This window comes from Enterobacillus tribolii (assembly GCF_003363015.1).
Taxonomy (GTDB): Bacteria; Pseudomonadota; Gammaproteobacteria; order Enterobacterales; family Enterobacteriaceae; genus Enterobacillus; species Enterobacillus tribolii.
The window spans coordinates 112,309-135,338 of record NZ_QRAP01000002.1 but is presented as its reverse complement, the minus strand read 5'-3'; the positions used below and the strand labels follow the sequence as shown (position 1 = coordinate 135,338).

The following is a 23,030-nucleotide window of genomic DNA, read 5'->3' as shown; positions in this document are numbered from 1 at the left end:
ACTCCGGACTAAGAAGATTACTTGCGGTAAATGAATTCGACGCCTTCGTCGTCATCTTCATCCCAGTCGTCATCCCACTCTTCTTCCGCTTCTTCGCTCACCTTCTCAAGCTGTTCACGATGGTAATCGTCCCACATGAACTCAACTTTTTCCGCGCTCTCTTTCTGCTCTTCCGTCTCACGCGGCTGACTTTCGAGGAAGTTCATCACGTCCCAGCACAGCGCGTTAACCCCCGAGCGGTTAGCGGCCGAAATCAGGTAATGCTTCCCTTCCCAGCCCAGTGCTGCGGCAATCGCATCCGCCCGCGCCTGCGCTTCTTCGCCATCAAGCAGATCGGTTTTATTGAACACCAGCCAGCGCGGCTTCTGCGCCAGTTTCTCGCTGTACTGACCCAGCTCATTGATGATCACTTTAGCGTTTTCCACCGGATCGGATTCATCAATCGGCGCGATGTCGATCAGGTGCAGCAGTACGCGGCAGCGTTCCAGATGTTTCAGGAAACGAATGCCCAGCCCCGCGCCTTCGGACGCGCCTTCAATCAAGCCGGGAATATCCGCCACCACAAAGCTCTTTTCGCTGTCCATACGCACTACGCCCAGGCTCGGCACCAGCGTGGTAAACGGGTAGTCGGCCACTTTAGGCTTAGCGGCGGATACGGCGCGAATAAAGGTAGACTTGCCCGCGTTGGGCAGCCCCAGCATGCCGACGTCAGCCAGCAGCAGCAGCTCAAGGCTGAGGTCGCGTTTGTCACCGGGCGTGCCGTTCGTTTTCTGGCGCGGGGTACGGTTCACCGAGGATTTAAAGCGCGTATTCCCCAAACCGTGCCAGCCGCCTTTGGCAACCATCAGCTTCTGTTCGTGGCGGGTTAAATCGCCCAGCACTTCTCCCGTTCCCTGATCGATGATGCGCGTACCGACCGGCACTTTGATCGTAATATCTTTTCCGCGCTTCCCGGTACAGTCACGGCTTTGGCCATTTTGCCCGCGCTCAGCGCGGAAGGAACGCTCAAAGCGGTAATCGATCAGGGTATTCAGGTTTTCGTCCGCCAGCATGTAAACATCGCCGCCGTCACCACCATCACCGCCGTCAGGGCCGCCTTTCGGGATATATTTCTCGCGGCGGAAGCTGACGCAGCCATTACCGCCATCGCCCGCTTCAACGCGGATTGCTGCTTCATCTACAAATTTCATTAAAACCGTCTCCGTAAACCATCGCCTGGCGCCATACGGCCCCCGGCGGAGATAACTCTTTTATTGCGCCGCACCGCGCCGCGGAAACCAACGATGCCCCACTGCGGAGAACATCGCGCCGGCCACCACGATCATCGCACCGACATACCCCACCATGTTGAGCGTCGGCATCAGGAACATATCCGGCCATATCAGCGCCAACAAATCCGAAAATAACAGGGTAAACAACGGCGTCAACGTCACGATGGCGCTCACCTGGGCCGCCTGCCAACGCGCCATCGCCTCAGCCAGGGCGCCGTAGCCAATCAGCGTATTGGCGCCGCAAAACAGCAAACAGGCCAACTGCCAGCCGCTCAGCAGCCAGATAGTCCCGGGCTTCGCCATCGGAAATAAAAATACCGTACATAAAATATACAACAGGCACAGAATTTGTTGCGATGCCAAACGCCGCAATAACACTTTTTGAGCCAAGCCATACGTGACCCAAACCATCGCCGCCCCTACGCCGAGCAGCACGCCCAGCGTGTAATCCGTTAAGCGGGTAAAAATTTCCCACAGGCTGGTGTTAAAAAACAGCAGTAACCCGCAGATCAGCATTGTTGCGCCGATAACCTGGGTGACCCGCATTTTTTCTTTTAGTATCAGCACGCTGGCAAACATCATCCCTACCGGGGAGAGCTGGCCGATAACCTGCGAAGTCGTCGGGCTCAGGTATTGCAGCGAGGAACTGAACAACACAAAATTTCCCAACAGGCCACAGGTGGCGATCAGCAACAGAATCAGCCAGCGGCCGCGGCGGAGCACCCGTATCGGCGGTAATTGTTTACGTACCACCAATACCAGGAACAACCCGACGGAAGCGATCAGAAAACGATACCATACGATGGTATAAGGCTCCATCGTGGGCAAAACCTGCTTCATAGCAATCGGCAACGCTCCCCAGAAAACCGCCGTCGTCAGCGCTAAACCAATCCCTACGCCCGCACTCTGTTTGTTGTTCATGCTATGCCGCTTCCTGATGCAATCTTTCCGATAATAAAAAAGCCCCGCAACGTTATTGCGGGGCCCTTGCATCTGTTAAGACAGGAAAAACTTATTCAGCAACGATACTGATGAATTTACGGTTTTTCGGGCCTTTAACTTCGAACTTAACTTTGCCGTCAGTCAAAGCAAACAACGTGTGATCACGACCACAGCCTACGTTGGTACCGGCGTGGAACTTGGTGCCACGCTGACGAACGATGATGTTGCCAGCCAGAACTGCTTCACCACCAAAACGCTTAACGCCCAGGCGTTTAGCTTCTGAGTCACGACCGTTACGAGTCGAGCCACCAGCCTTTTTATGTGCCATTTATCTGCTCTCCTATTAAGCGCTGATACCAGTGATCTTCACATCAGTGAACCACTGACGGTGACCCTGCTGTTTACGGTAATGCTTACGACGACGGAACTTAACGATAGTTACTTTCTCGCCACGGCCGTGAGCAACCACTTCAGCCTTAACTTTACCGCCAGAAACGAAAGGAACGCCGATTTTAACGTCTTCGCCATTAGCGATCATCAGAATCTGATCAAACTCAACAGTTTCACCCGTTGCGATGTCCAGCTTTTCCAAGCGAACGGTTTGACCTTCGCTTACTCGGTGTTGTTTGCCACCACTTTGGAAAACCGCGTACATATAAAACTCCGCATTTCCGCGCGTATGGTTCTATGCCCGATACGCACTATAAAATATTCACAATAGGGCGCGAATTCTACGCAAAATTCCTCCGGATGACAAGGGCAGAATCGGGAGAAAGGAAGAAAAAAACCACAGTTCTCTTCGCGCCGTTTATCTAATTCATTTTTCAAGTACAATCATACAACAGTTGACGGCTTATGGTAGCCCGTAAGCGGGCCAATCGCCCGGCGGGAATATGGAACACAGTTGATATTACACAATGAACCTAGAACAAATTACTGAGTTAACCGCGCAGGACATGGCGGACGTAAACGCGGCGATACTGCGGCAACTGAATTCCGACGTGAGTCTGATTAATCAGTTGGGATACTACATCATCAGCGGCGGCGGAAAGCGTATTCGCCCGATGATTGCAGTCCTGGCTGCCAGGGCGCTGGGCTATCAGGGAGATAAACACATCACCGTCGCGGCGCTCATTGAGTTCATCCATACCGCGACGCTCCTGCACGACGACGTCGTGGATGAATCAGACATGCGCCGCGGTAAGGCAACGGCCAACGCCGCCTTCGGCAACGCAGCCAGCGTGCTGGTCGGCGACTTTATTTATACACGTTCGTTTCAGATGATGACCAGCCTGCAATCCCTGCGCGTGCTGGAGCTGATGTCGGAGGCCACCAACGTGATCGCCGAAGGTGAAGTCCTTCAGTTGATGAACGTTAACGACCCGGACATCACGGAAGAGAGCTATATGCGGGTTATCTACAGTAAAACCGCCCGCCTGTTTGAAGCCGCAGCGCAGTCTTCCGCAATTCTTGCCGGCGCGACAGGCGCACAGGAAAAAGCATTGCAGGACTACGGACGTTATCTGGGTACCGCATTCCAGCTGATCGACGATCTTCTCGACTACGATGCCGACGGAAAGACGCTGGGCAAAAACACCGGCGACGATCTTAATGAAGGCAAACCCACTCTTCCCCTGCTGCATGCTATGCGTAACGGCTCGCCGGAGCGGGCGGCGATGATTCGCCAGGCTATCGAGCAGGGCAATGGCCGCCACCTGCTTGAACCTGTTCTGGAAACCATGCATGAAGTCGGTTCCCTGCGATACACGCGCCAACGGGCCGAAGAAGAAGCGGATAAGGCGATTCGTGCTCTGGATGCGTTACCGGACTCCCCTCACAAAGAAGCGCTGATCGGGCTGGCCGATCTGGCCGTTCACCGCTCCCACTGACTTTTAAGAAAGAGACGGAACATTACGAATATCACCGTCTCTTTCTTAATGCCTGAACACTTAGCAAAACCAAAACTATCCCCATCGTTAAATATGTATTAATAAGAAATTAATTGAAATATTAAGAATGTTTTAACATATTATGCATGCTACTCAATCGCAGGCAGCGCCTTGTATGACCTACTGACTTAATACAGCGAAGGGACCGGAGCATGGAACAGTTAAAACAGCAGGATTGGCACACCGCAGATATCATCGCAGCACTTCACAAACGCAAAATGACGCTCTCAGGGCTTTCCAGACAAGCCGGCCTGAGCAGTTCAACACTGTCCAACGTATTGTTACGCCCCTGGCCGAAGGGAGAATGGCTGATCGCCGATGCGCTCGGCATACACCCGTCGCTCATCTGGCCCAGCCGCTATTATGATCCGCACACCCGCCGGCTTATCGATCGAAAAGCCCTGATGCGTAACAGAAGAAAGAGATAAAAACGCCGGAACGAACGTCCGGCGTAAGTAAAGTGTTCAACGCTTATATCGCGGGCATAACCGCCCGCGGTGCCGGAATCACTTATTAACGAACTGCTCGCCCAGCTCGATATCTTTGCGCAGTACGTCCAGCATACCTTCCAGCGCGCTCTGCTCGAATGCGCTCAGTTTGCCGATATCTTTACGCTCAACGATACCGTCTTTACCCAGCAACAGCGGCTGAGCGAAGAAGCGGGCATATTTGCCGTCGCCTTCAACATAGGCACATTCCACGACGCCGCTTTCGCCCTGCATCGCGCGGACCAGAGACAAACCAAAGCGGGCGGCCGCCTGTCCCATGGACAGCGTTGCAGAGCCTCCGCCGGCTTTCGCTTCAACCACTTCAGTACCCGCGTTCTGAATACGCTTGGTCAGATCGATCACTTCCTGCTCGGTGAAGCTCACGCCCGGGATCTGGGACAGCAGCGGCAGAATGGTAACGCCGGAGTGACCGCCGATAACCGGCACTTCCACTTCGGTCGGGCACTTACCCTTCAGCTCGGCAACAAACGTGTTGGAGCGGATAACGTCCAGCAGGGTGATGCCGAACAGTTTGTTCTTGTCGTAAACGCCAGCCTTCTTCAGCACTTCCGCCGCAATCGCCACCGTAGTGTTGACCGGGTTGGTAATGATGCCGATACAGGCTTTCGGGCAGGTAGACGCCACCTGCTCGATCAGATTGCGTACGATACCAGCGTTGACGTTAAACAGATCGGAGCGATCCATCCCCGGCTTACGTGCCACGCCGGCGGAGATCAGCACGATGTCGGCGCCAGCCAGAGCCGGACGCGCATCATCGCCGCTGAATCCTTTAATGCTTACCGCAGTAGGGATGTGGCTGAGATCAACGGCAACCCCCGGCGTAACCGGCGCGATATCATAAAGGGAGAGTTCAGAACCTGCAGGAAGCTGAGTTTTGAGAAGGAGGGCAAGAGCCTGGCCAATACCGCCTGCGGCGCCGAGAACAGCAACTTTCATCCTAATACTCCTTGTTTATCTTTAAATGTGAGTGCCGTGAATGCGTTATCGCGCACATTAGTGCATCAAACCTTAAAAAACAATCTGTTAACACAAAGTTTGAGATATAACGCACTAAATTCCATGCTCTGAAGCACGTACTTTTTAATAAAAAATGGCTTATGCATGAAAGATATAGGGATACAGACGCAGCATACGTATAACACCGTTCACAGCAAGTTACCCGACCGTTACATTACACCCTCATGGCATATCACAACAACATCATTTTAATAACAAATTATTTACTCAATTTTCAATCACGCTTCACTTAGGCATTTACTACAGATTTTACAATCCAATGAAAAACATAAGGTTAATCCTTGCAGTAAGCTTGACTGCATAAATTTCACCCAATCAAAATTGAATAAAAATTCATTTTTATGCATAATATTCACTTATCTGTACTAACTTTCTACGGTGAAGCATGCGAAATCACACAAAGCAGGAAGATTTGATCAAATCGTTCAAGGCCCTGCTCAAAGAAGAGAAATTCAGTTCTCAGGGAGAGATCGTTCAGGCGCTTCAGGATGAAGGTTTTGAAAATATCAATCAGTCCAAAGTATCGCGGATGTTGACCAAGTTCGGCGCGGTCCGGACACGCAACGCCAAAATGGAGATGGTTTATTGCCTGCCGGCGGAGCTGGGCGTTCCGACCACCAGCAGCCCGCTGAAAAACCTGGTGCTCGACGTCGACCATAATGACTCGCTGATCGTCATCCACACCAGCCCCGGCGCTGCCCAGCTGATTGCCCGCCTGCTCGACTCACTCGGTAAGGCAGAAGGCATATTGGGCACCATCGCCGGTGACGACACTATCTTTACTACGCCGGCGAAAGGCTTCAGCGTCGAGCAGCTTTATGAAGCCATTCTCTCTTTATTCGAACAAGAGCTGTAATTCCTTTTCCTCATAAGAGTGGCCGGGCTACCCGGCCCGCGTCTTTATCTCTGTAACGCATGCGTTAACGACAAACACGCATTTTCCTCACTCAGTTCACAGTGAGGTTCTCCGCCCATACCCACATTAACAGGTTAATAATTTCACTTGGATTTATGTTGAAAGTGACAAACTCTAAAAAACAGCACATTTAGCAACATGATATTATGATGTTGATTTTACGTAAATTTAACACAATGGGAGCAATAAATACGCTGTTTTTATAACTTTAAGATATATCAATGTAATATCAATATGAGAAAGTGCACTCAGAAATCATTAGCGCACTATTAATTTTTACGGTTAGCAGATGTATACTCCTTTTCGTGATGTGAATCACACTTCATAGTAAATAATAAAAGAGTTACGAGGCTAACATCATGAAAGTTAAATCATCTATTGCCACACTGGTCGTTCTTTCTTCTTTATCATTTGGGGTATTCGCCGCACAGCCTGTCGACAATGCCCAGGCAGCCCGATTGCAGTCTGTCGGTACCGTGACCGTCAGCGGCACCAATGCCGCCCCTTCAGACATCCGTGAAGCGCTGTCCGCTAAAGCGGACAAAATGGGCGCCAGCGCATTCCGCGTTATCGAACTGCGCGAAGACGGTAACTTCCACGCTACCGCTGAAATTTACAAATAACATTCGCCTGACGTAAATCCCGCCAGACACATCGCATAACAGAATATCTGCCGTAGCCGACACGCATAAAAACAGCGGGCTAACGATTACGGCTACGACAACACAAAATTAGGAATAAAATCATGACAATCAAAACTACCGTCGCAACCCTGAGCGTTCTTTCCATGCTGTCTTTCGGCGCCTTTGCCGCTGAATCCGTGTCTTCTTCACAGGCAGAAAGCATGCAATCAATGGGTACCATCACCGTAAACGGCGTTGATGGCGCTCCGTCCGACATCAAAGCCGAGCTGTCAGCCAAAGCAGACAAAATGGGCGCGACTGCTTATCACATCACCGAAGCACGTATTGACGGCAACTATCACGCAACGGCAGAAATCTACCGTTAATTGCCCCTGGCTGGCTGAAGCTGAATTACCAACACAACAGAAGATGGCGTGATCCTGTGTCCGGAATTAATTGCCAATAATAATTACCCTCGTCGTCCTATCCGACGAACCCCATTGCCTCCGCTTGCGGAGGCTTTTTTTATCTGCGCGGGCAATAAAAAACCACGCCGGAGCGTGGTTTACGTTCATTCTGGGCGTCCGCCTCAGTCGTTCCGGGTTTCGGCCTTGCGCGCCTTCTCTTCCAGAGCCTGCAGCAGCTTACCGTGGATACCGCCAAACCCGCCGTTGCTCATCACCAGAATATAATCGCCGGGCTGCGCCGTTTTGCAGATCATCTCCACTAATACGTCGATGTCCGCGCTCCAGTGCGCCGGCTGCACGCAGGCGTCCGCAACCTCGGAAACCTGCCAGGGGATGTGATGGGGCTGAAACAGGAACACTTCATCCGCACGCCCCAGCGACGGCGCCAGGTCATTCTTCGAGATCCCCATTTTCATGGTATTGGAACGCGGCTCCAGCACCGCCAGAATACGGGCAGTGCCGCCTACCTTGCCGCGCAACGCGGCAAGCGTTGCCAGAATCGCCGTCGGGTGGTGGGCAAAATCGTCATAGACGCTGACCCCAAACGCCTCGCCACGCAGTTCCAGACGCCGACGCGCGTTGATAAAGCTGCCTAACGCACGGCAGGCATCTTCCGGCAACACGCCGACATGGCGGGCGGCAGCCACGGCCATCAGCCCGTTATGCATGTTATGTTCGCCGACCAGATCCCAGCGCACCACGCCGGCTTCTTTACCGTTCAGCAACACACGGAACTCGCTGGCATCCTGATTCAGTTTCACCGCATCCCAGGCTGCCTCGTCGTCAGCGCCAACAAATTCTTGCTCGCTCCAGCAGCCCATCGCCATCACCTGCTTCAGGTTCGCGTCGTGAGCGGGAAGAATAATGCGCCCTTTTCCCGGCACCAGACGCACCAGATGATGGAACTGCTTTTGAATGGCCTTCAGATCGTCAAAAATGTCCGCGTGGTCAAACTCCAGGTTGTTCATCACCAGCGTGCGCGGGCAGTAATGGATGAACTTGGAACGTTTATCGAAAAAGGCACAATCATATTCATCCGCTTCGATAACGAAGAACGGGCTGTTGCCCAGGCGCGCCGAGACGTCAAAGTTTCCGGGCACGCCGCCGATCACGAAGCCGGGTTCGTATCCGCACACGTCCAGGATCCAGTTAACCATTCCCGCCGTTGTGGTTTTACCGTGCGTTCCCGCTACGGCAATCACCCAGCGATGGCGCAGCACTTCATCATGCAGCCACTGCGGCCCTGAAACATAGGGGATATTCTGCTCCAGCACCGTTTCCACGCAGGGATTGCCGCGCGTCATGGCGTTGCCGATGATCACCAGGTCAGGGACGGGATCGAGATGAGAAGGATCATAGCCTTCCATCAGCGTCACGCCCTCTTTCTCCAGCAACGTGCTCATCGGTGGGTAGACGTTGGCGTCGGAACCCGTCACTTCATGGCCCAGAGAACGGGCCAGCAGCGCCAGGCCGCCCATAAATGTGCCGCAGATTCCAAGAATATGAATACGCATACCTTTTCCAATTGATTGCATCGAGTCAGTTCACATTCTAACGCCGTGAAGGCCCGATACGAAACGGAATTACCTAGGAATCCCACAGGACATTGGCTAAAATGCCTACGAAAACGTTGGCGATTTGTTAAAATTCGCCCTTCCTTCGCAGATTCAGGGAATGTGTCATGAAAACTTTAGGCGAGTTTATCGTCGAAAAGCAGCAAGATTTTCCTCACGCCACCGGCGAACTAACCGCGCTTCTTTCAGCTATCAAACTGGGTGCCAAGATTATCCACCGCGATATTAACAAAGCGGGCTTAGTGGATATCCTGGGCGCCAGCGGTGCGGAAAACGTGCAGGGCGAAGTTCAGATGAAACTGGACCTCTACGCCAACGAAAAGCTGAAGGCCGCGCTTAAAGCCCGAGGCGAAGTCGCGGGCATCGCCTCAGAAGAAGAAGACGACATCGTCATTTTCGAGGGCGAACGCGCCAACCACGCCAAATACGTGGTGTTAATGGACCCGCTGGACGGTTCCTCCAACATCGACGTTAACGTTTCTGTCGGCACCATTTTCTCCATCTATCACCGCATTACCCCAACGGGCACCCCGGTGACGGAAGAAGACTTCCTGCAACCCGGCAACCGCCAGGTCGCCGCCGGATACGTCGTTTACGGTTCGTCCACCATGCTGGTTTACACCACCGGTTATGGCGTTCATGCCTTCACCTACGATCCCTCCCTCGGGGTGTTTTGCCTGTCGCACGAACGCGTCCGTTTCCCGGAAAAAGGGAATATGTACTCGATCAACGAAGGCAATTACATCAAATTCCCGCTGGGCGTGAAAAAGTACATCAAGTACTGCCAGGAGCAGGACGAAAGCACCAGCCGTCCTTACACCACGCGCTACATCGGTTCTCTGGTCGCGGATTTCCACCGTAACCTGCTCAAGGGGGGAATCTATATTTACCCCAGCACCGCCAGCCATCCTCACGGCAAGCTGCGCCTGCTCTATGAGTGCAACCCGATGGCGTTCCTCGCCGAACAGGCGGGCGGCAAAGCCTCCGACGGCGCGCGCCGTATTCTGGACATCATCCCGGAGAAACTGCATCAGCGGGCGCCGTTCTTCGTCGGCCCCCACTCCATGGTTGAAGAGGCTGAACGCTTCATGCGCGAGTTCCCGGACGAATAAGTTCATCGCCCGGCGACGCAAAGGTCTACTGTTCAATTTTGTGGAGTGACGGCTATAATAGCCGTCACTCCATTCTGGTTTGATTAAAGGAAACCAACATGAGCTTGAATCTGGTCCCTGCCGGTAAAGAACTGCCGGAAGATATCTACGTTGTTATCGAAATTCCGGCTAACGCCGATCCGATTAAGTATGAAGTCGACAAAGCCACCGGTGCCCTGTTCGTAGACCGCTTTATGTCTACCGCCATGTTCTATCCGTGCAACTACGGCTATATCAACAACACCCTTTCCCTGGATGGCGATCCGGTTGACGTACTGGTGCCGACGCCGTATCCGCTGCAGCCGGGCTCCGTAATCCGCTGCCGTCCGGTCGGCGTACTGAAAATGACCGACGAAGCAGGCGAAGATGCCAAGCTGGTTGCCGTACCGCACAGCAAGCTGAGCAAAGAGTACGATCACATCAAAGACGTTAACGATCTGCCTGAGCTGCTGCGCGCCCAGATCGGTCACTTCTTCGAGCACTACAAAGATCTGGAAAAAGGCAAATGGGTTAAGGTAGAAGGCTGGGACAACGCCGCTGCCGCCAAAGCCGAAATCCTGGCTTCTTACGAGCGCGCGCAGAAAAAATAATTTCCCGCCGCCGATAAAAAAACACCGCCCTGAACCGGCGGTGTTTTTTTATTTTCAAATTCAGACATCGTCTTTACGCTTAAGCCAGTCGCCGCTTGCAATACGCGGGTATCCCTCTACCGGGTAAAGGTAGAGATAGATCCATGCGCTGCCGTAAGGCGTCGAAATCAGCTCACGCTTATAGAACCGGCTGTTACTTTTCAGCTCGTCCAATTCACTCAGGATCGTCGAATCAATGCGATAAACCTCGCAATAGATTTCCCCGTCCCCCTGGATCACCGCCGGATAATGGCCGAGATCATACATCTCATAACCTTCCAGCACGTGATCGCCCAACCACTGGGCATTCGTCATCCAGTGACTGTTGCCCTGCTTACGTCTCAAGCTTCCATAGACAATAATTCGCATTGCTAGAACTCAAACTGATAGAGCAAATCGAGTGCCTGATTAATACCAGACACCGCTTCCAGATACAATTTCGGCATCAGCCGATAGCGTAACGTAAGCGTTGCCAGAGAATCAAATATCCCGACGCCATATTTTACCTGTAGGCCAGGCAGCACATAGCCGCTGACCACCACCTGAGAGCTGTCGCCAACACCGGCCGTATCCAGGGAAAGGTTATTAACGCCAAACGCCTCCCCGATTTTGCCCACAAGTTTACCGCTCTGCGCAACCCCCATGCCGACCAGCATAGACGTCATCGCCCCGCTGTCGGTGCCGCTGGCTTCCAGCCCCTGACCGCGTAACAAGTAGGAGAGCGCCGCTTCCTGCGACATCGCGGGATCGGAGAACACCTCCAGCTTGGGCTGATCGGCCAGGCCGGTTACGCGCACTCCGGCGGTCACGCCGTCTTCCGTCGCATCCGGATTACGGATAGCTTCAATATTCAGCAACGGTTGATCCGGCGGGCCGGAGAAGATCAACTGACCTTTATTGATCACCAGATCCTGCCCGTAAGCATGGAAACGCCCGCTGGGAATGTTCACCTGCCCCGTCAGGCCAAGACCGGTACGCGGGTCCTGAACCATCTTAAGGTCGCCTTCCATACGCGCCTTCAGACCAAAAGCATCCAACCGGACATCTTTACCGATGTTGATCGTCAGATTACTGTTGATCGGCATCGCCGTGGATACCGGTTTAACCGGCTGGCGATTTTTATTCAGCATCACTTCGTCGGAGGAAACGTCTACCGCGCTCTCCGGCAGTTCCTGCACGGTAATACGCGCCCACGGAATACCGACCGAACCGTTCAGCGACAACATTTGCGGCGACGCCTCTACCACCACATCGGGTGAAACGTCCAGCCGCGCCATCGGCGGTACCGTCACGCGCACACGGTCACCTTTGGCGGAAATACGCGCTTTCCAGGCCTCAATATCACGCCAGTCCGCATTCCCGGCCAGGTTGATTTGCCCCCGGGAAGTCCGGATGATGCCCTGCAACACGGAACTCATGCCGCTGAACTCAAGCGCCAGGTTGCCGTCGGTGATGTCAAACGGCATAAACTGGCCGTCAACATCAACCTTCTCCAGCGCCAGACGACCAAATACCTGCGGGCTTTGGGCATTACCCCCCAAGCGCAGACCGGCATTCAGCATTCCCTGCGCTTTTTCGCCTTTCATCAACACCGGATTGATCATCGCCAACGAAAGGTTCTTGATGTTGACGTTACCGGAAAGGTTGCGCCGCCCCTGCAAATCGGCGACCTGAACGTCGCCGTCCAGTTGGCCGTTGCCGGCGATTTTCAGCAGCCATCCTAACTGAGCGCGACCGTTATTCAGTCCGGCATTCAGGGTCAGGGTATCAAACGCAATCGGCAGCGTATTTCCCTGAATCACCTGCTCAACCTTCACTCCGCGCCCATCGAGCGTTACTTTTGCCTGCGGTAAAGCCGTACCGGCCTTCCAGCTAACGTCCGCCCGACCGCTGAAGACGCCGTTAAGACGGGTTTCCTCCTCAAGGAAAGGCTTAATCATCGCCAAATCGAATTTATTCAGCGTCACCGTCGCCTGCCCGCTGGCGCCGGCTTCGATAGTGTTCGGCACGCACAGTTCGGCGTTAGGGTTTTGCCAGCAATGCGGCCCCAGCGTCACTTTTTGCTGCGTATTGAGATAGCTCAGGGCCAGCGACGGAGACAGGCGCCATTCGCCAACCGGCGTTTCAAAACGGGTATTGTTCAGCGTCCCTTTCCACACCTGATGCGCCCTGTCGAAACTACCGTTCAGCGCCAGTTGGCCGGAAACCGGGTCCCCCTTCATATCCAGTTGCAGGTGATGCTGCTTTTCGGTGCCCTTGGCATCCAACGTCAGTTGACTGACAGACAGATCGCCCTGCTTCAGTTGCTCAACGATCAGCGCCAGATCGCCCTGAATCTGATCGCCGGAACGCACGTCCCCGTCCAGCTTCACCCGCCGGATTTGCAGATCCTGCCATTGCAGCCCTGACGCCATCAGGTTTGCCAGGATCTGCGGCGCTGCCATGTTGCCGCGCAGTTTCAGCGTGCCCTGCGCCGTTCCGCCCAGCCCCGGCAACGCGCCGTTGAGGTTCGGTGCGTCGATATTGGCATCCAGAGCCCAGCTTTTCGCCAGCTCGCCGCTGACGTCGATTTTATTTTGCCCCAATGCCAGATGCAGTTGCGGAATCTTCCACTGCCCGGCCTGGTTGCCGCTCAGGTTCCCCCGAACGTTGACCTGATTTTGCTTCACGTTACCGTCAAGTTGCAGGGAAGGAATCTGCAACTGCCAGTTGCCGCCGTACAGGCTGCCGCGCGTTGTGATTTTCCCGTCCAGCTTCGCCGGCCACTCCGGCCACTGCTTCGCCGTGTTGATCCCCTGCAGCGTCAAATCGCCCTTCCAACTGATAGCTTTGCTCCAGTCCACCAGCGCGGAAAGATCGGTATTCCCCTGCAACGCCGCTACGCGCAGGCGCGAGAGGGTAAAGTTTTGATCGGTTCCCTTTCCGTCCAGAGTCACTTTGGCGGCCGGGATGTCATTGCCGCTGACGTCGGTACGCAGCGACAAATCATATTTTTTAGCGCTGCCGTTCAGGCGCAGGCGGATATTCTGTGTGCGATACTCCGCCGCGCCGCTCAGCGGCCATTGCACGCCGGGGCTTTCCAGCGTCAGCGCCAACGGCAGACCGGCTTCGGCCAAATGCGTTTGCAGCGCCAGCGTCGCTTTCAACGGGCCGGAAAGATTAGCATCCAGCGTCAGCGCCTCTTTCAGGCTGCCGCCCACCGTGAGTTTGAGGCGCTCGCCTTTAACCGGATCGACGTTTAAGTCGCCGTTGAGCGTTAAATCAACCGGCCAGCGTTCATCCAGCGTCGCCGAGCCGTTCACCGACAGGTTCCCCTGCGGCGAGCGCACCTCCAGCGTATTCAGCTTGAGGCGCGTATCCTGCGTCGATGCCCGCAGCAACAGTGAATCAATCACCACATCGGTATCGCCGGTCAGGCGTAATTGCTCACCGGACAGTTTTTGCACCGTGACGTCCAGCGGCAGGCGCAGGGAGGGCAGATCGGGCAGCAAAGGCTGGGCGAACAGCGCTTCCAGCGTTTCTCCCAGCGATTTCTCTGCCGGGGTCTCTTCTTTGGGTTTGGGCGGATTTACCGCCTCTTTCACGCTCTCGGTAACTTGCTGAGCGGCTTGCTCTTTCAGCGCATCCCCTGCGGCATCGGACAGCGGTTTCCCCTTAACGACCACCGCCGCCGCCTGTTCGGCAACCGGCGAAGCGGGCGTCTTCGGTAAAGCGACCAGCAGCGATTTGATGTTGGTCGGCAGCAACGTCAGCGCACGTTCGCGCCATTGCGCGCCGGTACGGAACTCCTGAAGGGAAATTGCCGTATCGTCTACCGTGACGTTGACGTTATTAACCCGCAGCAGCCGGATCTCTATCGGCAGCGGGGCAGGCAGATCCGTCAGCGGTTCACTGGGTTCCGGCGCAGCCTCTTCTTCTGCCGGCGGCAGTTCCTGAGTATTAACGGCGACATTCACATGGTCCGCCGTCAGCGCATTCAGACACAGCTCGCTGTTCTTCAGGCATCCGACATCCAGCGACAAATGAAACACGCCGGCCGTTACGTTTACGCCAGGCATCTGATAAGAAACGTTTTTCAGGGTCAGGTTACGCCAGCCCCCCTCGACGCCTTCGATATGCAGGCCCGGCACCCAGCGCGACGCGCTGTTAATCAGAAAATGCAGCCCCGGCGTAGTGACCACCAGCGCCACCACGCCGCCGACCAACAGGAAAATAACCAACAGAAAAATCAGGCAAACCTTGGCCAGCCGGTTCATTGACTTCATCATAACTCCGGCCCCAATCCGATATAGAACTGCAGATTATGGGAATCATTTCCCCCCACAGGAACCGCGAAATCCAGTTTTACCGGCCCGATGGGCGAAGCCCAGCGCACCCCGATACCGGCGCCGGTTTTAAAGTCGCTTTTAGCGATGTCGTTTACCGCTTCGCCGGAGTCGATGAAGGTCGCGCCCCACCATTTGCCGGTCACGTTGTACTGATATTCCAGCGAGCCGGTCGCCATCTTTGAGGCGCCGGTCAGCTTGCCGTTATCATCACGCGGGGAGATGGACTTGTACTTATAACCACGGATACTGCGGTCCCCCCCGGCGAAGAAACGCAGCGAAGGCGGAACCTTGTCAAAATTATTGGTTTCGATCCACCCCACGTTGCCACGCACCACAAAACGGTGTTTTTCCGCCAGCGTACGAATCCAGACGTTCTGCGCCTGCATAACGGCAAAATCGATATCCGAGCCCCAGGTGGTATCGGACACATCAATGGAGTAACGCTGCGAATCGCCCCAGTCAGGCATCAGGCCACCGCGCGAACGGGTACGGTTGATGCTGACGCCCGGATACAGCAGCATCGTGGTGTTGGTGACATACCCCTGAGTAAAGTGATCCAGACTCCAGCGCAGGTTCACCGAGCGCTGCCAGCCGCTGGAGAGATCCCAGTAGCGCGCCACGTTCAGCGTGGTGGAGTCAGATTTGGTATCGTTGAGATCGGTGCGCTGAAAGCCGCCCTGTACCAGGTAATACTGCTCAATCGGGTTTTTACGCAGCGGTATTTTATAGCTTAAATCCAGCGTCTGCTCCGGCGCAGAGAGGTTGATGCTGCTTTCCAGACTTTGCCCGCGGGAGTTCATCCACGGACGTTTCCAGGTAGCCTTAACCCGCGGCCCCACGTCGGTGGCGTAACCGCCGCCCAGCTCAACGGCGTTACGGCTGCGCGGCGTAACCACCGCGTCCATCGGCAGCACTTTGTCGTCGGAAACCTGCTGGAATGAAGGCGAAACCACCACGGAGTTGAACCAGTTGGTCGCAGACAGGCGCCGGTTAAGCTCCGCCAGTTCCTCCGAGCTATAGTCATCGCCTTCTTTAAAAGGGATCAGCGGTTCAAGGTAATCTTCACGGATTTGCGAACCACGGAACGTCACCTTACCAAAGCGGTAACGCTTACCGCTGTCGAAGTCGATATCCCAGAACGCCTGGTTCTCATCCTCAATCACCCCAAGCTGGTGCACCGGCATAGAGGCATCAAAATAGCCTTTACGCAGCGCGATGCCGGTCAGAGAACTTTTGAAGCTGTCATATTTACCGTGGTTCAGCACGTCGCCGATTTTGGGCGTATTCGTTTTTACCAGCTTCTTGTAGTCGTCATCCTTGTCGGCATCCCCCTCAATTTTTACGTTCACGCCGGCAATCTTTACCGGCTCTCCGGGGGTGACATGAGCAATCAGCAACGGGCGCTCCGGCTCTTTGCGCGGCTGAAATTCAAATTCAATCGTCGGCTGGTAATAGCCCAGCGCCCGCAGCCCCTGGCGGATAGCGTCCGTAACCCTGGCGCGAAAACGGCCATCGCTGCTAACTTCATCATTCTCAATTGTAGAAAGACGCGCCCGCACGTTACTTTCCAGCTCACCCTCCAGCCCTTTGACCTGAAGACGAACCTGCGCCGCTCCGGCGAATGACGACGCCAAAAACAAGCAAAGGAAACCTAATAAACGATAACGAGGCACTCAATCTCCTGATAATTTCCCTGATAAACACCCTGCCCAAGCAATAATAAAGGATTGCCCAACCACAGTGTTAATAAGACATTTATGATCCGTTTAAGTTAGCCGGGCTGCTATTCAGCGCCGCGTAACATTAATGGCTTATTGTGCGCAAAGACTCTATGAGATACAACTAATAGAGTGGTTAACTATTCTGGGATTTTCCCGATATTCATCTTTTTATTTCGCTCGTCACACCCGATAACGCGGCTGATTTCAGCATCCAGGCAATTATCCCTCTTTCTTACGAGGTTATTCCTAATAACCAGAGGAGTCTGTACTAATGAGCAGTATTAACAAATCCCAAACCGTCAGCCCGGAGCAAGCGCTGCCCGGCAGAAATACGCCGATGCCGGTCGCCGCACAACATGCGGTTAACGGGCATTCAATGACGGATGTACCGCCCGGCATGGAAGTCGCAATCCTGGCCATGGGGTGCTTTTGGGGAGTAGAACGCCTGTACTGGCAGCAGCCCGGCGTATACAGCACTGCCGCCGGCTATACCGGCGGTTACACGCCGAATCCAACCTACCGGGAGGTCTGTACCGGCCAGACCGGCCATACCGAAGCCGTCCGCATCGTTTTCGACCCCAGAGTCATCAGCTACGGCGAACTGTTGCTGCTCTTCTGGGAAAACCACGATCCGGCGCAGGGCATGCGGCAAGGAAACGACATCGGTTCACAGTACCGTTCCGCCATTTATACCCTGAATCCGCAGCAGCAAGACGAGGCGAACAGCAGCAAAGCACGCTTCCAGCAGGCCATGGCCGCATCCGGCGACACGCGCGCGATAACCACGGAAATCGCGCCGGCGAAACCGTTTTATTACGCAGAAGACGAGCATCAGCAGTACCTGTATAAAAACCCGCACGGCTACTGCGGCCTGGGCGGCATCGGCGTGTGCCTTCCGCCTTCTGCCTGAGTCGCAGAGGTACTCACATCGCGGCGCTAGCCGGATATTCACGGCTCCTGCTATACTGACAGCGGATCACAATGGGGTGATCCGCTTTATTGTGGTGTTTTGTTTCCGCCATTAACGACAGCTAATATTAGAACTTTCCTACTTCGTTACTGCCCTTCTCTATTTTTGGAACAAACGCCATTGATGCGGACAAATTATGTTAAACAGTATTTTACTGATTCTTTTATTAATCGCGCTCAGCGCCTTTTTTTCCATATCTGAAATATCATTAGCCGCCTCACGTAAAATCAAGCTCAAAACACTGGCGGATGAAGGCGACATAAATGCGGAGCGGGTGCTGGAATTACAGGCGCAGCCGGGCTACTTTTTTACCGTAGTCCAAATCGGCCTGAACGCTGTCGCCATTCTCGGCGGTATCGTCGGGGATGCGGCTTTCTCGCCCTATTTTAAAGTTATCTTCGATCGTTTCATGGGGCCTGAGCTTTCAGAGCAGATCAGCTTCATTTGCTCGTTCGTGCTGGTAACCAGCGCCTTTATCCTGTTCGCCGATCTAACCCCGAAACGCATCGGCATGATCGCTCCGGAGGCGGTTGCCGTTCGGATCATCACCCCGATGCGCTTCTGCCTGATGCTGTGCCGCCCCCTGGTATGGTTCTTCAACGGCCTGGCTAACTTGATTTTTCGCTTATTCAAACTGCCTATGGTGCGTAAAGACGACATCACCTCCGATGATATCTACGCCGTGGTGGAAGCCGGCGCGCTGGCCGGCGTGCTGCGCAAGCAGGAACATGAGCTGATTGAAAACGTGTTCGAGTTGGAGTCACGTACCGTCACTTCATCCATGACGCCGCGTGAAAGTATCGTATTCTTTGAGCTGGGCGAGAGCGAAGACAGCATCAAAGAGAAAATCTCAACCCATCCCCACTCAAAATTTCTGGTCTGTGACGGCAACATCGATCACGTCGTGGGTTACGTTGACTCCAAAGATTTGCTTAACCGCGTGCTGGGTAATCAAAGCCTGGCGCTTAACGCCGGCGTTCAAATCCGAAACGTACTGATCGTTCCCGACACCCTGACGCTTTCCGAAGGGCTGGAGAGCTTTAAGACCGCCGGTGAAGATTTCGCCATTATTCTGAATGAGTATGCGCTGGTTGTCGGCATCATCACGCTTAATGATGTAATGACTACTCTGATGGGCGATCTGATCGGGCAAGGGCTGGAAGAGCAGATTATCGCCCGCGACGAAAACTCCTGGTTGGTTGAAGGCGTCACCCCCATCGACGACGTCATGCGCGTGCTGGATATTGAAGAATTCCCTCAGGCCAGCAACTACGAAACCATCGGCGGGTTCATGATGTACATGCTGCGTAAGATCCCCAAGCGTACGGACTACGTTAAATACGCCGGTTATAAGTTCGAAGTGGTGGATATCGACAGCTACAAGATAGACCAGCTGCTGGTTACGCGCCTTGCTGAGCGGATGGTTCCTCCCGAAACGGTCGCGGAGGGAGAAAACCGGGCGGAAAAAACGTCAGCGGATAAATAAACACAAACGGCCCGCTAAGGGCCGTTATTCTTCGGGATGCCGGTTATCGGTATTTTCCGGCAAAAATCTTTTCACCTGGCTACGCCATCTCCGCCTGTAAGCGCATCACCTGACGGTTAATTTCGGACATCGCGTTGAGGTGACGCTTATCGCGCACCTTCGGCATGAGAATTCTTCCCATATCAAACTCAAATGCACCGATATCCTTGATATACAACCGACCACGAAACAGCGTCTTTACATATTTAGCAACCAGCAGCGGATTATAGCGTTGGAAGATTTTCATTTTTCTGCTTACCTCCCGATCAATGATATGCGGGGCGCTTTGTCATTGCAGCCAACTACGGTTGCCCATCAGCTACCCCTGCATAAGGACTATAACTATAGACTGATTCAGGGAGGTTTTGTTCATGTGCGATCGAGTTTTTAACTATATTTACACCAACTGACAGAAGTGTATATATAAACACATCCCTTTCTTAAAATATATGCACAAAAAACAAGATGTTGATGAACGCCCCTCTCATTTTAGTTACAACCGTAAACAGGACAGACCAGCAATCGCCGACTATGCTTGCTACTGGGTTTTTCATTTCGGTTTTTATCCACAAGGACATATTATGAACGCTTTTCTCCTGCGCCTGTTTCCGCTGTTACTGCTCCCCTTTTGTGCCCTTGCTCATAATCTTCAGGAAAATCAACGCGTGGCGGCGGTCGGCGTCAGCGATCGCGGTGAACTCAACGTTCACGATGGCAAATTCAGCTACCAAAACTGGAACAGCGCACAGCTTCCGGGTAAGGTGCGCGTGATTCAGGCCATCGCCGGCCGCTCATCCTCTAAAGACCTGAACGACCCGCTGATTGAAGTCATTAAAGCGGCGAAATTGCCGCACGACCGTTATCAAACCACCACCATTGTGAATACCGACGACGCCATCATCGGCACCGGGCCATTCGTGCGCAGCAGCATTGAAGACAGCAAAAAAGAGTTCCCGTGGTCACAGTTCATCGTTGACGATAAGGGCGTCGTGCGCAAAGCCTGGGATCTGCAACCAAAAAGCTCCGCCATCGTCGTCCTCGACAAACAGGGCAACGTGCGTTTCGTAAAAGATGGCGCATTAACGCCGCAGGAAGTGCAGCAGGTGATGACTCTGCTGCACCAATTGCTGAGCGCCGGATAATTAATACAGGGAGACCCGGAATCCCGGGTTGAGGAAAGATTCCGCCGGCGTATAGTTCAGCGTTTTCCCTTGCCAGTCATGAACCTGTGCGCCGGCCGCCAACGCCACGGCATGCCCTGCGGCGGTATCCCAGATGTTGGTCGGCCCAAAACGCGGGTAAAGCTGGGCGCTCCCTTCCGCCACCAGGCAAAATTTCAGCGAGGAGCCGATGGATATCGTTTGGTGCTCGCCGAGCTGACTCAGGTAATCCTTCAGTTCCTCATCCATATGGGAGCGGCTGACCACCACCAGCGGCGGCTTGGCCTCACGTACGTGAATTTGCCGTTTCCCGTCTTTATCTTCCTTCCAGGCTTTGCCGCGCTCCGCGCTGTACAGTACGCCCGTCACCGGCGCATACACGACGCCCATCACCGGCACGCCGTCCTCAATCAGGGCAATATTCACCGTAAACTCGCCGTTGCGCTTGATGAACTCTTTCGTGCCGTCCAGCGGATCGACCAGCCAATAGCGGTGCCAATGGCGGCGAATTTCCCAGGCGGGGGGATCCTCTTCCGAGATCAGGGGAATGTCCGGCGATAACAGCGCCAACCCTTGTTTAATGACATCATGCGCGGCTAAATCCGCCGCCGTCACCGGCGAATGATCTGCCTTTTCTTCGATGTCCAGTGGCTTATCTCCCTGATAGACAGCCATGATTGCCGCACCTGCCTCACGCGCAAGCCGGGAAATTTGCTCTAACATACGCACCTCATATCTCTATACCGTTATATGCAGACTAGCCCGAAACCCTTGTTTTGACCAATGCCGAAATGCAATAACTCTATGACTTAATAACTTTTATTACGGCATATCCCCCGGATATCCCCGAAAGAGTTATGGCATTCTTTAAATATGCATTTAAAATACTATTTATTGAACGCATACGAGGATTATCCCATGACATTCCGTGAACGCCCTTTAGGTGAACTGGCTATCGCCATTCCGCGAGCTGCCCGGCTTTTTCGCCAACACGATCTCGATTTCTGCTGCGGCGGTAAGCAAACCCTGCTGCGTGCGGCGACCAAAAAAAATCTGGATATTGATGCATTAGAAGCCGAGCTGGCTGCGCTGACCAACGAAGAAGCGGAACAGCGCGACTGGCGGACTGCGCCTCTCGCCGAAATTACACCGTTCATTGTACAACGCTACCACGATCGCCACCGTGAACAACTGCCTGAGCTGATTCTGATGGCAGAAAAAGTGGAAAAAGTGCATGCCGAAAAAGCGGCCTGCCCTAAAGGGCTCGCAAAACAGCTCAACCTGATCTACCAGGATCTGTCCCAGCACATGATGAAAGAAGAACGCATTTTGTTCCCCATGATCGAACAAGGCATGGGGCCTCAGGCAGGCGGCCCGATCAGCGTAATGGAACACGAGCACGACGATGCCGGTGAGCAACTTGAAGTCATCAAATTCCTGACGAATAACGTAACGCCGCCGGAAGGCGCCTGCAACACCTGGCGCGCGCTGTATAACGGTATAAACGAATTTATCGCCGACCTGATGGATCACATCAGCCTGGAAAATAACCTGCTGTTTCCGCGGGCATTGCGCGGTGAGTAAGGCGGGTTGACGACGCCTAGCGGCGTCGTCAGCGGAAATTACAGAATTTCCAGCAGTTCCACGTCGAAAATCAACGTGCTGTACGGAGGGATAGAAGCACCGGCGCCGCGTTCCCCGTAAGCCAGGTTATAGGGAATATAGAGCTGCCACTTGGAGCCGACCGGCATCAGGGTCAGCGCCTCAATCCAACCGGGGATCACGCCGCTGACCGGAAACTCAGCCGGCTGGCCGCGCTCTACGGAGCTGTCGAATACCGTGCCGTCAACCAGCTTCCCGGTATAGTGCACGCGCACATGATCCTGACGAGCCGGGATCGTACCTTCCCCTTTCTGCAGAACCCGGAACTGCAGGCCGGATTCCGTTACCGTTACGTCGTCATGACGGGCGTTCTCTTCCAGGAACGTCTGGCCTGCGGCCGCCATCTCTTTCTGGCGCGCCTGACGAACGGCATCAGCACGCTCGTGGATTTCACGCAGCGCACGGTGAACGGCTTCGACCGGAACGGCCGGGGGATTCCCTTCCAACGCGTCGCGCAAACCGGCAGCCAGAACGTCGGGCAGCAAACCTTCCAGTCCGGACTCTTTCAGTTGCTGGCCAACCTGCAGGCCAATTCCGTAACTCGCCTGCGCTTCAGTAGTGTCTAAAGAAGGGGTAGACATGGTTTTTCCTTCTGATCGTTGAAAATGAAGACGCA

The 23,030-nt window shown here is 54.1% G+C and carries 23 protein-coding genes; 11 read left to right on the top strand and 12 right to left on the bottom strand.

The features are described 5' to 3' along the window. Positions 1 to 17: 17 nt before the first annotated feature. The 4 genes from cgtA to rplU form a co-directional block, all read right to left on the bottom strand. Positions 18 to 1,190, bottom strand: a complete 1,173-nt coding sequence (gene cgtA, locus C8D90_RS05320; RefSeq protein WP_115457394.1) for an Obg family GTPase CgtA — start codon at positions 1,188 to 1,190, stop codon at positions 18 to 20. Positions 1,191 to 1,250: 60 nt separating this feature from the next. Continuing rightward, positions 1,251 to 2,192: a DMT family transporter gene (locus tag C8D90_RS05315; RefSeq protein ID WP_115457393.1), complete on the bottom strand. Its 942-nt coding sequence runs from the start codon at positions 2,190 to 2,192 to the stop codon at positions 1,251 to 1,253. 91 nt (positions 2,193 to 2,283) lie between these two features. Next, the gene (gene rpmA / locus C8D90_RS05310; protein WP_115457392.1) at positions 2,284 to 2,541 is read right to left on the bottom strand and encodes a 50S ribosomal protein L27; all 258 of its coding nucleotides are present in this window, start codon (positions 2,539 to 2,541) and stop codon (positions 2,284 to 2,286) included. Between the two features lie 15 nt (positions 2,542 to 2,556). Then, positions 2,557 to 2,868, bottom strand: a complete 312-nt coding sequence (gene rplU, locus C8D90_RS05305) for a 50S ribosomal protein L21 (RefSeq protein WP_115457391.1) — start codon at positions 2,866 to 2,868, stop codon at positions 2,557 to 2,559. Positions 2,869 to 3,130: 262 nt separating this feature from the next. Here rplU and ispB point away from each other — a divergent pair, with 262 nt between their 5' ends. Next, positions 3,131 to 4,102, top strand: a complete 972-nt coding sequence (gene ispB / locus C8D90_RS05300) for an octaprenyl diphosphate synthase (protein ID WP_115457390.1) — start codon at positions 3,131 to 3,133, stop codon at positions 4,100 to 4,102. A gap of 212 nt (positions 4,103 to 4,314) precedes the next feature. Further along, entirely contained in the window at positions 4,315 to 4,590 is a 276-nt protein-coding gene (locus C8D90_RS05295) for a helix-turn-helix domain-containing protein (protein WP_115457389.1), read from the top strand. A 78-nt stretch (positions 4,591 to 4,668) separates the two neighbouring features. Here C8D90_RS05295 and mdh read toward each other — a convergent pair whose 3' ends face one another. Further along, on the bottom strand, positions 4,669 to 5,607 hold the full coding sequence (mdh, locus tag C8D90_RS05290; RefSeq protein WP_115457388.1) for a malate dehydrogenase: 939 nt from the start codon (positions 5,605 to 5,607) through the stop codon (positions 4,669 to 4,671). A gap of 466 nt (positions 5,608 to 6,073) precedes the next feature. On the opposite strand from mdh, the gene argR reads away from it, so the two are divergent. The 3 genes from argR (at position 6,074) to yhcN (C8D90_RS05275) (ending at position 7,613) form a co-directional block, all read left to right on the top strand. After that, a complete protein-coding gene (gene argR, locus C8D90_RS05285) occupies positions 6,074 to 6,544 on the top strand; it encodes a transcriptional regulator ArgR (RefSeq protein WP_115457387.1) in 471 nt (156 codons plus the stop codon). A 419-nt stretch (positions 6,545 to 6,963) separates the two neighbouring features. Continuing rightward, the gene (gene yhcN, locus C8D90_RS05280; protein WP_115457386.1) at positions 6,964 to 7,227 is read left to right on the top strand and encodes a peroxide/acid stress response protein YhcN; all 264 of its coding nucleotides are present in this window, start codon (positions 6,964 to 6,966) and stop codon (positions 7,225 to 7,227) included. Positions 7,228 to 7,349: 122 nt separating this feature from the next. Further along, complete coding sequence (yhcN, locus tag C8D90_RS05275; protein ID WP_115457385.1) at positions 7,350 to 7,613, top strand: peroxide/acid stress response protein YhcN; 264 nt, start codon at positions 7,350 to 7,352, stop codon at positions 7,611 to 7,613. A 203-nt stretch (positions 7,614 to 7,816) separates the two neighbouring features. Here the strand turns inward: yhcN (C8D90_RS05275) and mpl are convergent, their stop codons facing one another. Further along, positions 7,817 to 9,208 carry a UDP-N-acetylmuramate:L-alanyl-gamma-D-glutamyl-meso-diaminopimelate ligase gene (gene mpl, locus C8D90_RS05270; protein ID WP_115457789.1) on the bottom strand — a complete coding sequence of 464 codons (1,392 nt, stop codon included), beginning with the start codon at positions 9,206 to 9,208 and terminating at the stop codon, positions 7,817 to 7,819. Between the two features lie 167 nt (positions 9,209 to 9,375). Here mpl and fbp point away from each other — a divergent pair, with 167 nt between their 5' ends. Continuing rightward, positions 9,376 to 10,380: a class 1 fructose-bisphosphatase gene (gene fbp, locus C8D90_RS05265; RefSeq protein ID WP_115457384.1), complete on the top strand. Its 1,005-nt coding sequence runs from the start codon at positions 9,376 to 9,378 to the stop codon at positions 10,378 to 10,380. Positions 10,381 to 10,478: 98 nt separating this feature from the next. Next, a complete protein-coding gene (gene ppa / locus C8D90_RS05260) occupies positions 10,479 to 11,009 on the top strand; it encodes an inorganic diphosphatase (RefSeq protein WP_115457383.1) in 531 nt (176 codons plus the stop codon). A 60-nt stretch (positions 11,010 to 11,069) separates the two neighbouring features. On the opposite strand, the gene C8D90_RS05255 is transcribed toward ppa, so the two are convergent. The 3 genes from C8D90_RS05255 to tamA are packed head-to-tail and all read right to left on the bottom strand — an operon-like array spanning position 11,070 to position 17,049. Then, the gene (locus C8D90_RS05255) at positions 11,070 to 11,417 is read right to left on the bottom strand and encodes a gamma-glutamylcyclotransferase family protein (protein ID WP_115457382.1); all 348 of its coding nucleotides are present in this window, start codon (positions 11,415 to 11,417) and stop codon (positions 11,070 to 11,072) included. A 2-nt stretch (positions 11,418 to 11,419) separates the two neighbouring features. Next, on the bottom strand, positions 11,420 to 15,304 hold the full coding sequence (tamB, locus tag C8D90_RS05250) for an autotransporter assembly complex protein TamB (protein WP_115457788.1): 3,885 nt from the start codon (positions 15,302 to 15,304) through the stop codon (positions 11,420 to 11,422). An 8-nt stretch (positions 15,305 to 15,312) separates the two neighbouring features. Further along, positions 15,313 to 17,049, bottom strand: a complete 1,737-nt coding sequence (gene tamA / locus C8D90_RS05245) for an autotransporter assembly complex protein TamA (protein ID WP_115457381.1) — start codon at positions 17,047 to 17,049, stop codon at positions 15,313 to 15,315. Between the two features lie 319 nt (positions 17,050 to 17,368). Between tamA and msrA the strand changes: the two genes are divergently transcribed. Together msrA and C8D90_RS05235 are read left to right on the top strand one after the other, a co-directional pair. Next, positions 17,369 to 18,007, top strand: coding sequence for a peptide-methionine (S)-S-oxide reductase MsrA (msrA, locus tag C8D90_RS05240; protein WP_115457380.1), 639 nt, complete (start codon positions 17,369 to 17,371; stop codon positions 18,005 to 18,007). 196 nt (positions 18,008 to 18,203) lie between these two features. Continuing rightward, positions 18,204 to 19,553 carry a hemolysin family protein gene (locus C8D90_RS05235; RefSeq protein ID WP_115457379.1) on the top strand — a complete coding sequence of 450 codons (1,350 nt, stop codon included), beginning with the start codon at positions 18,204 to 18,206 and terminating at the stop codon, positions 19,551 to 19,553. Between the two features lie 79 nt (positions 19,554 to 19,632). On the opposite strand, the gene C8D90_RS05230 is transcribed toward C8D90_RS05235, so the two are convergent. Beyond that, a complete protein-coding gene (locus C8D90_RS05230) occupies positions 19,633 to 19,839 on the bottom strand; it encodes a DUF1107 domain-containing protein (protein ID WP_115457378.1) in 207 nt (68 codons plus the stop codon). A 334-nt stretch (positions 19,840 to 20,173) separates the two neighbouring features. On the opposite strand from C8D90_RS05230, the gene C8D90_RS05225 reads away from it, so the two are divergent. After that, positions 20,174 to 20,734 carry a YtfJ family protein gene (locus C8D90_RS05225; RefSeq protein WP_115457377.1) on the top strand — a complete coding sequence of 187 codons (561 nt, stop codon included), beginning with the start codon at positions 20,174 to 20,176 and terminating at the stop codon, positions 20,732 to 20,734. On the opposite strand, the gene cysQ is transcribed toward C8D90_RS05225, so the two are convergent. After that, positions 20,735 to 21,475: a 3'(2'),5'-bisphosphate nucleotidase CysQ gene (cysQ, locus tag C8D90_RS05220; protein ID WP_115457376.1), complete on the bottom strand. Its 741-nt coding sequence runs from the start codon at positions 21,473 to 21,475 to the stop codon at positions 20,735 to 20,737. Between the two features lie 195 nt (positions 21,476 to 21,670). Between cysQ and ytfE the strand changes: the two genes are divergently transcribed. Further along, positions 21,671 to 22,336 carry an iron-sulfur cluster repair protein YtfE gene (gene ytfE / locus C8D90_RS05215; protein ID WP_115457787.1) on the top strand — a complete coding sequence of 222 codons (666 nt, stop codon included), beginning with the start codon at positions 21,671 to 21,673 and terminating at the stop codon, positions 22,334 to 22,336. Positions 22,337 to 22,374: 38 nt separating this feature from the next. On the opposite strand, the gene C8D90_RS05210 is transcribed toward ytfE, so the two are convergent. Continuing rightward, a complete protein-coding gene (locus C8D90_RS05210) occupies positions 22,375 to 22,995 on the bottom strand; it encodes a peptidylprolyl isomerase (protein WP_115457375.1) in 621 nt (206 codons plus the stop codon). Positions 22,996 to 23,030 lie beyond the last annotated feature (35 nt).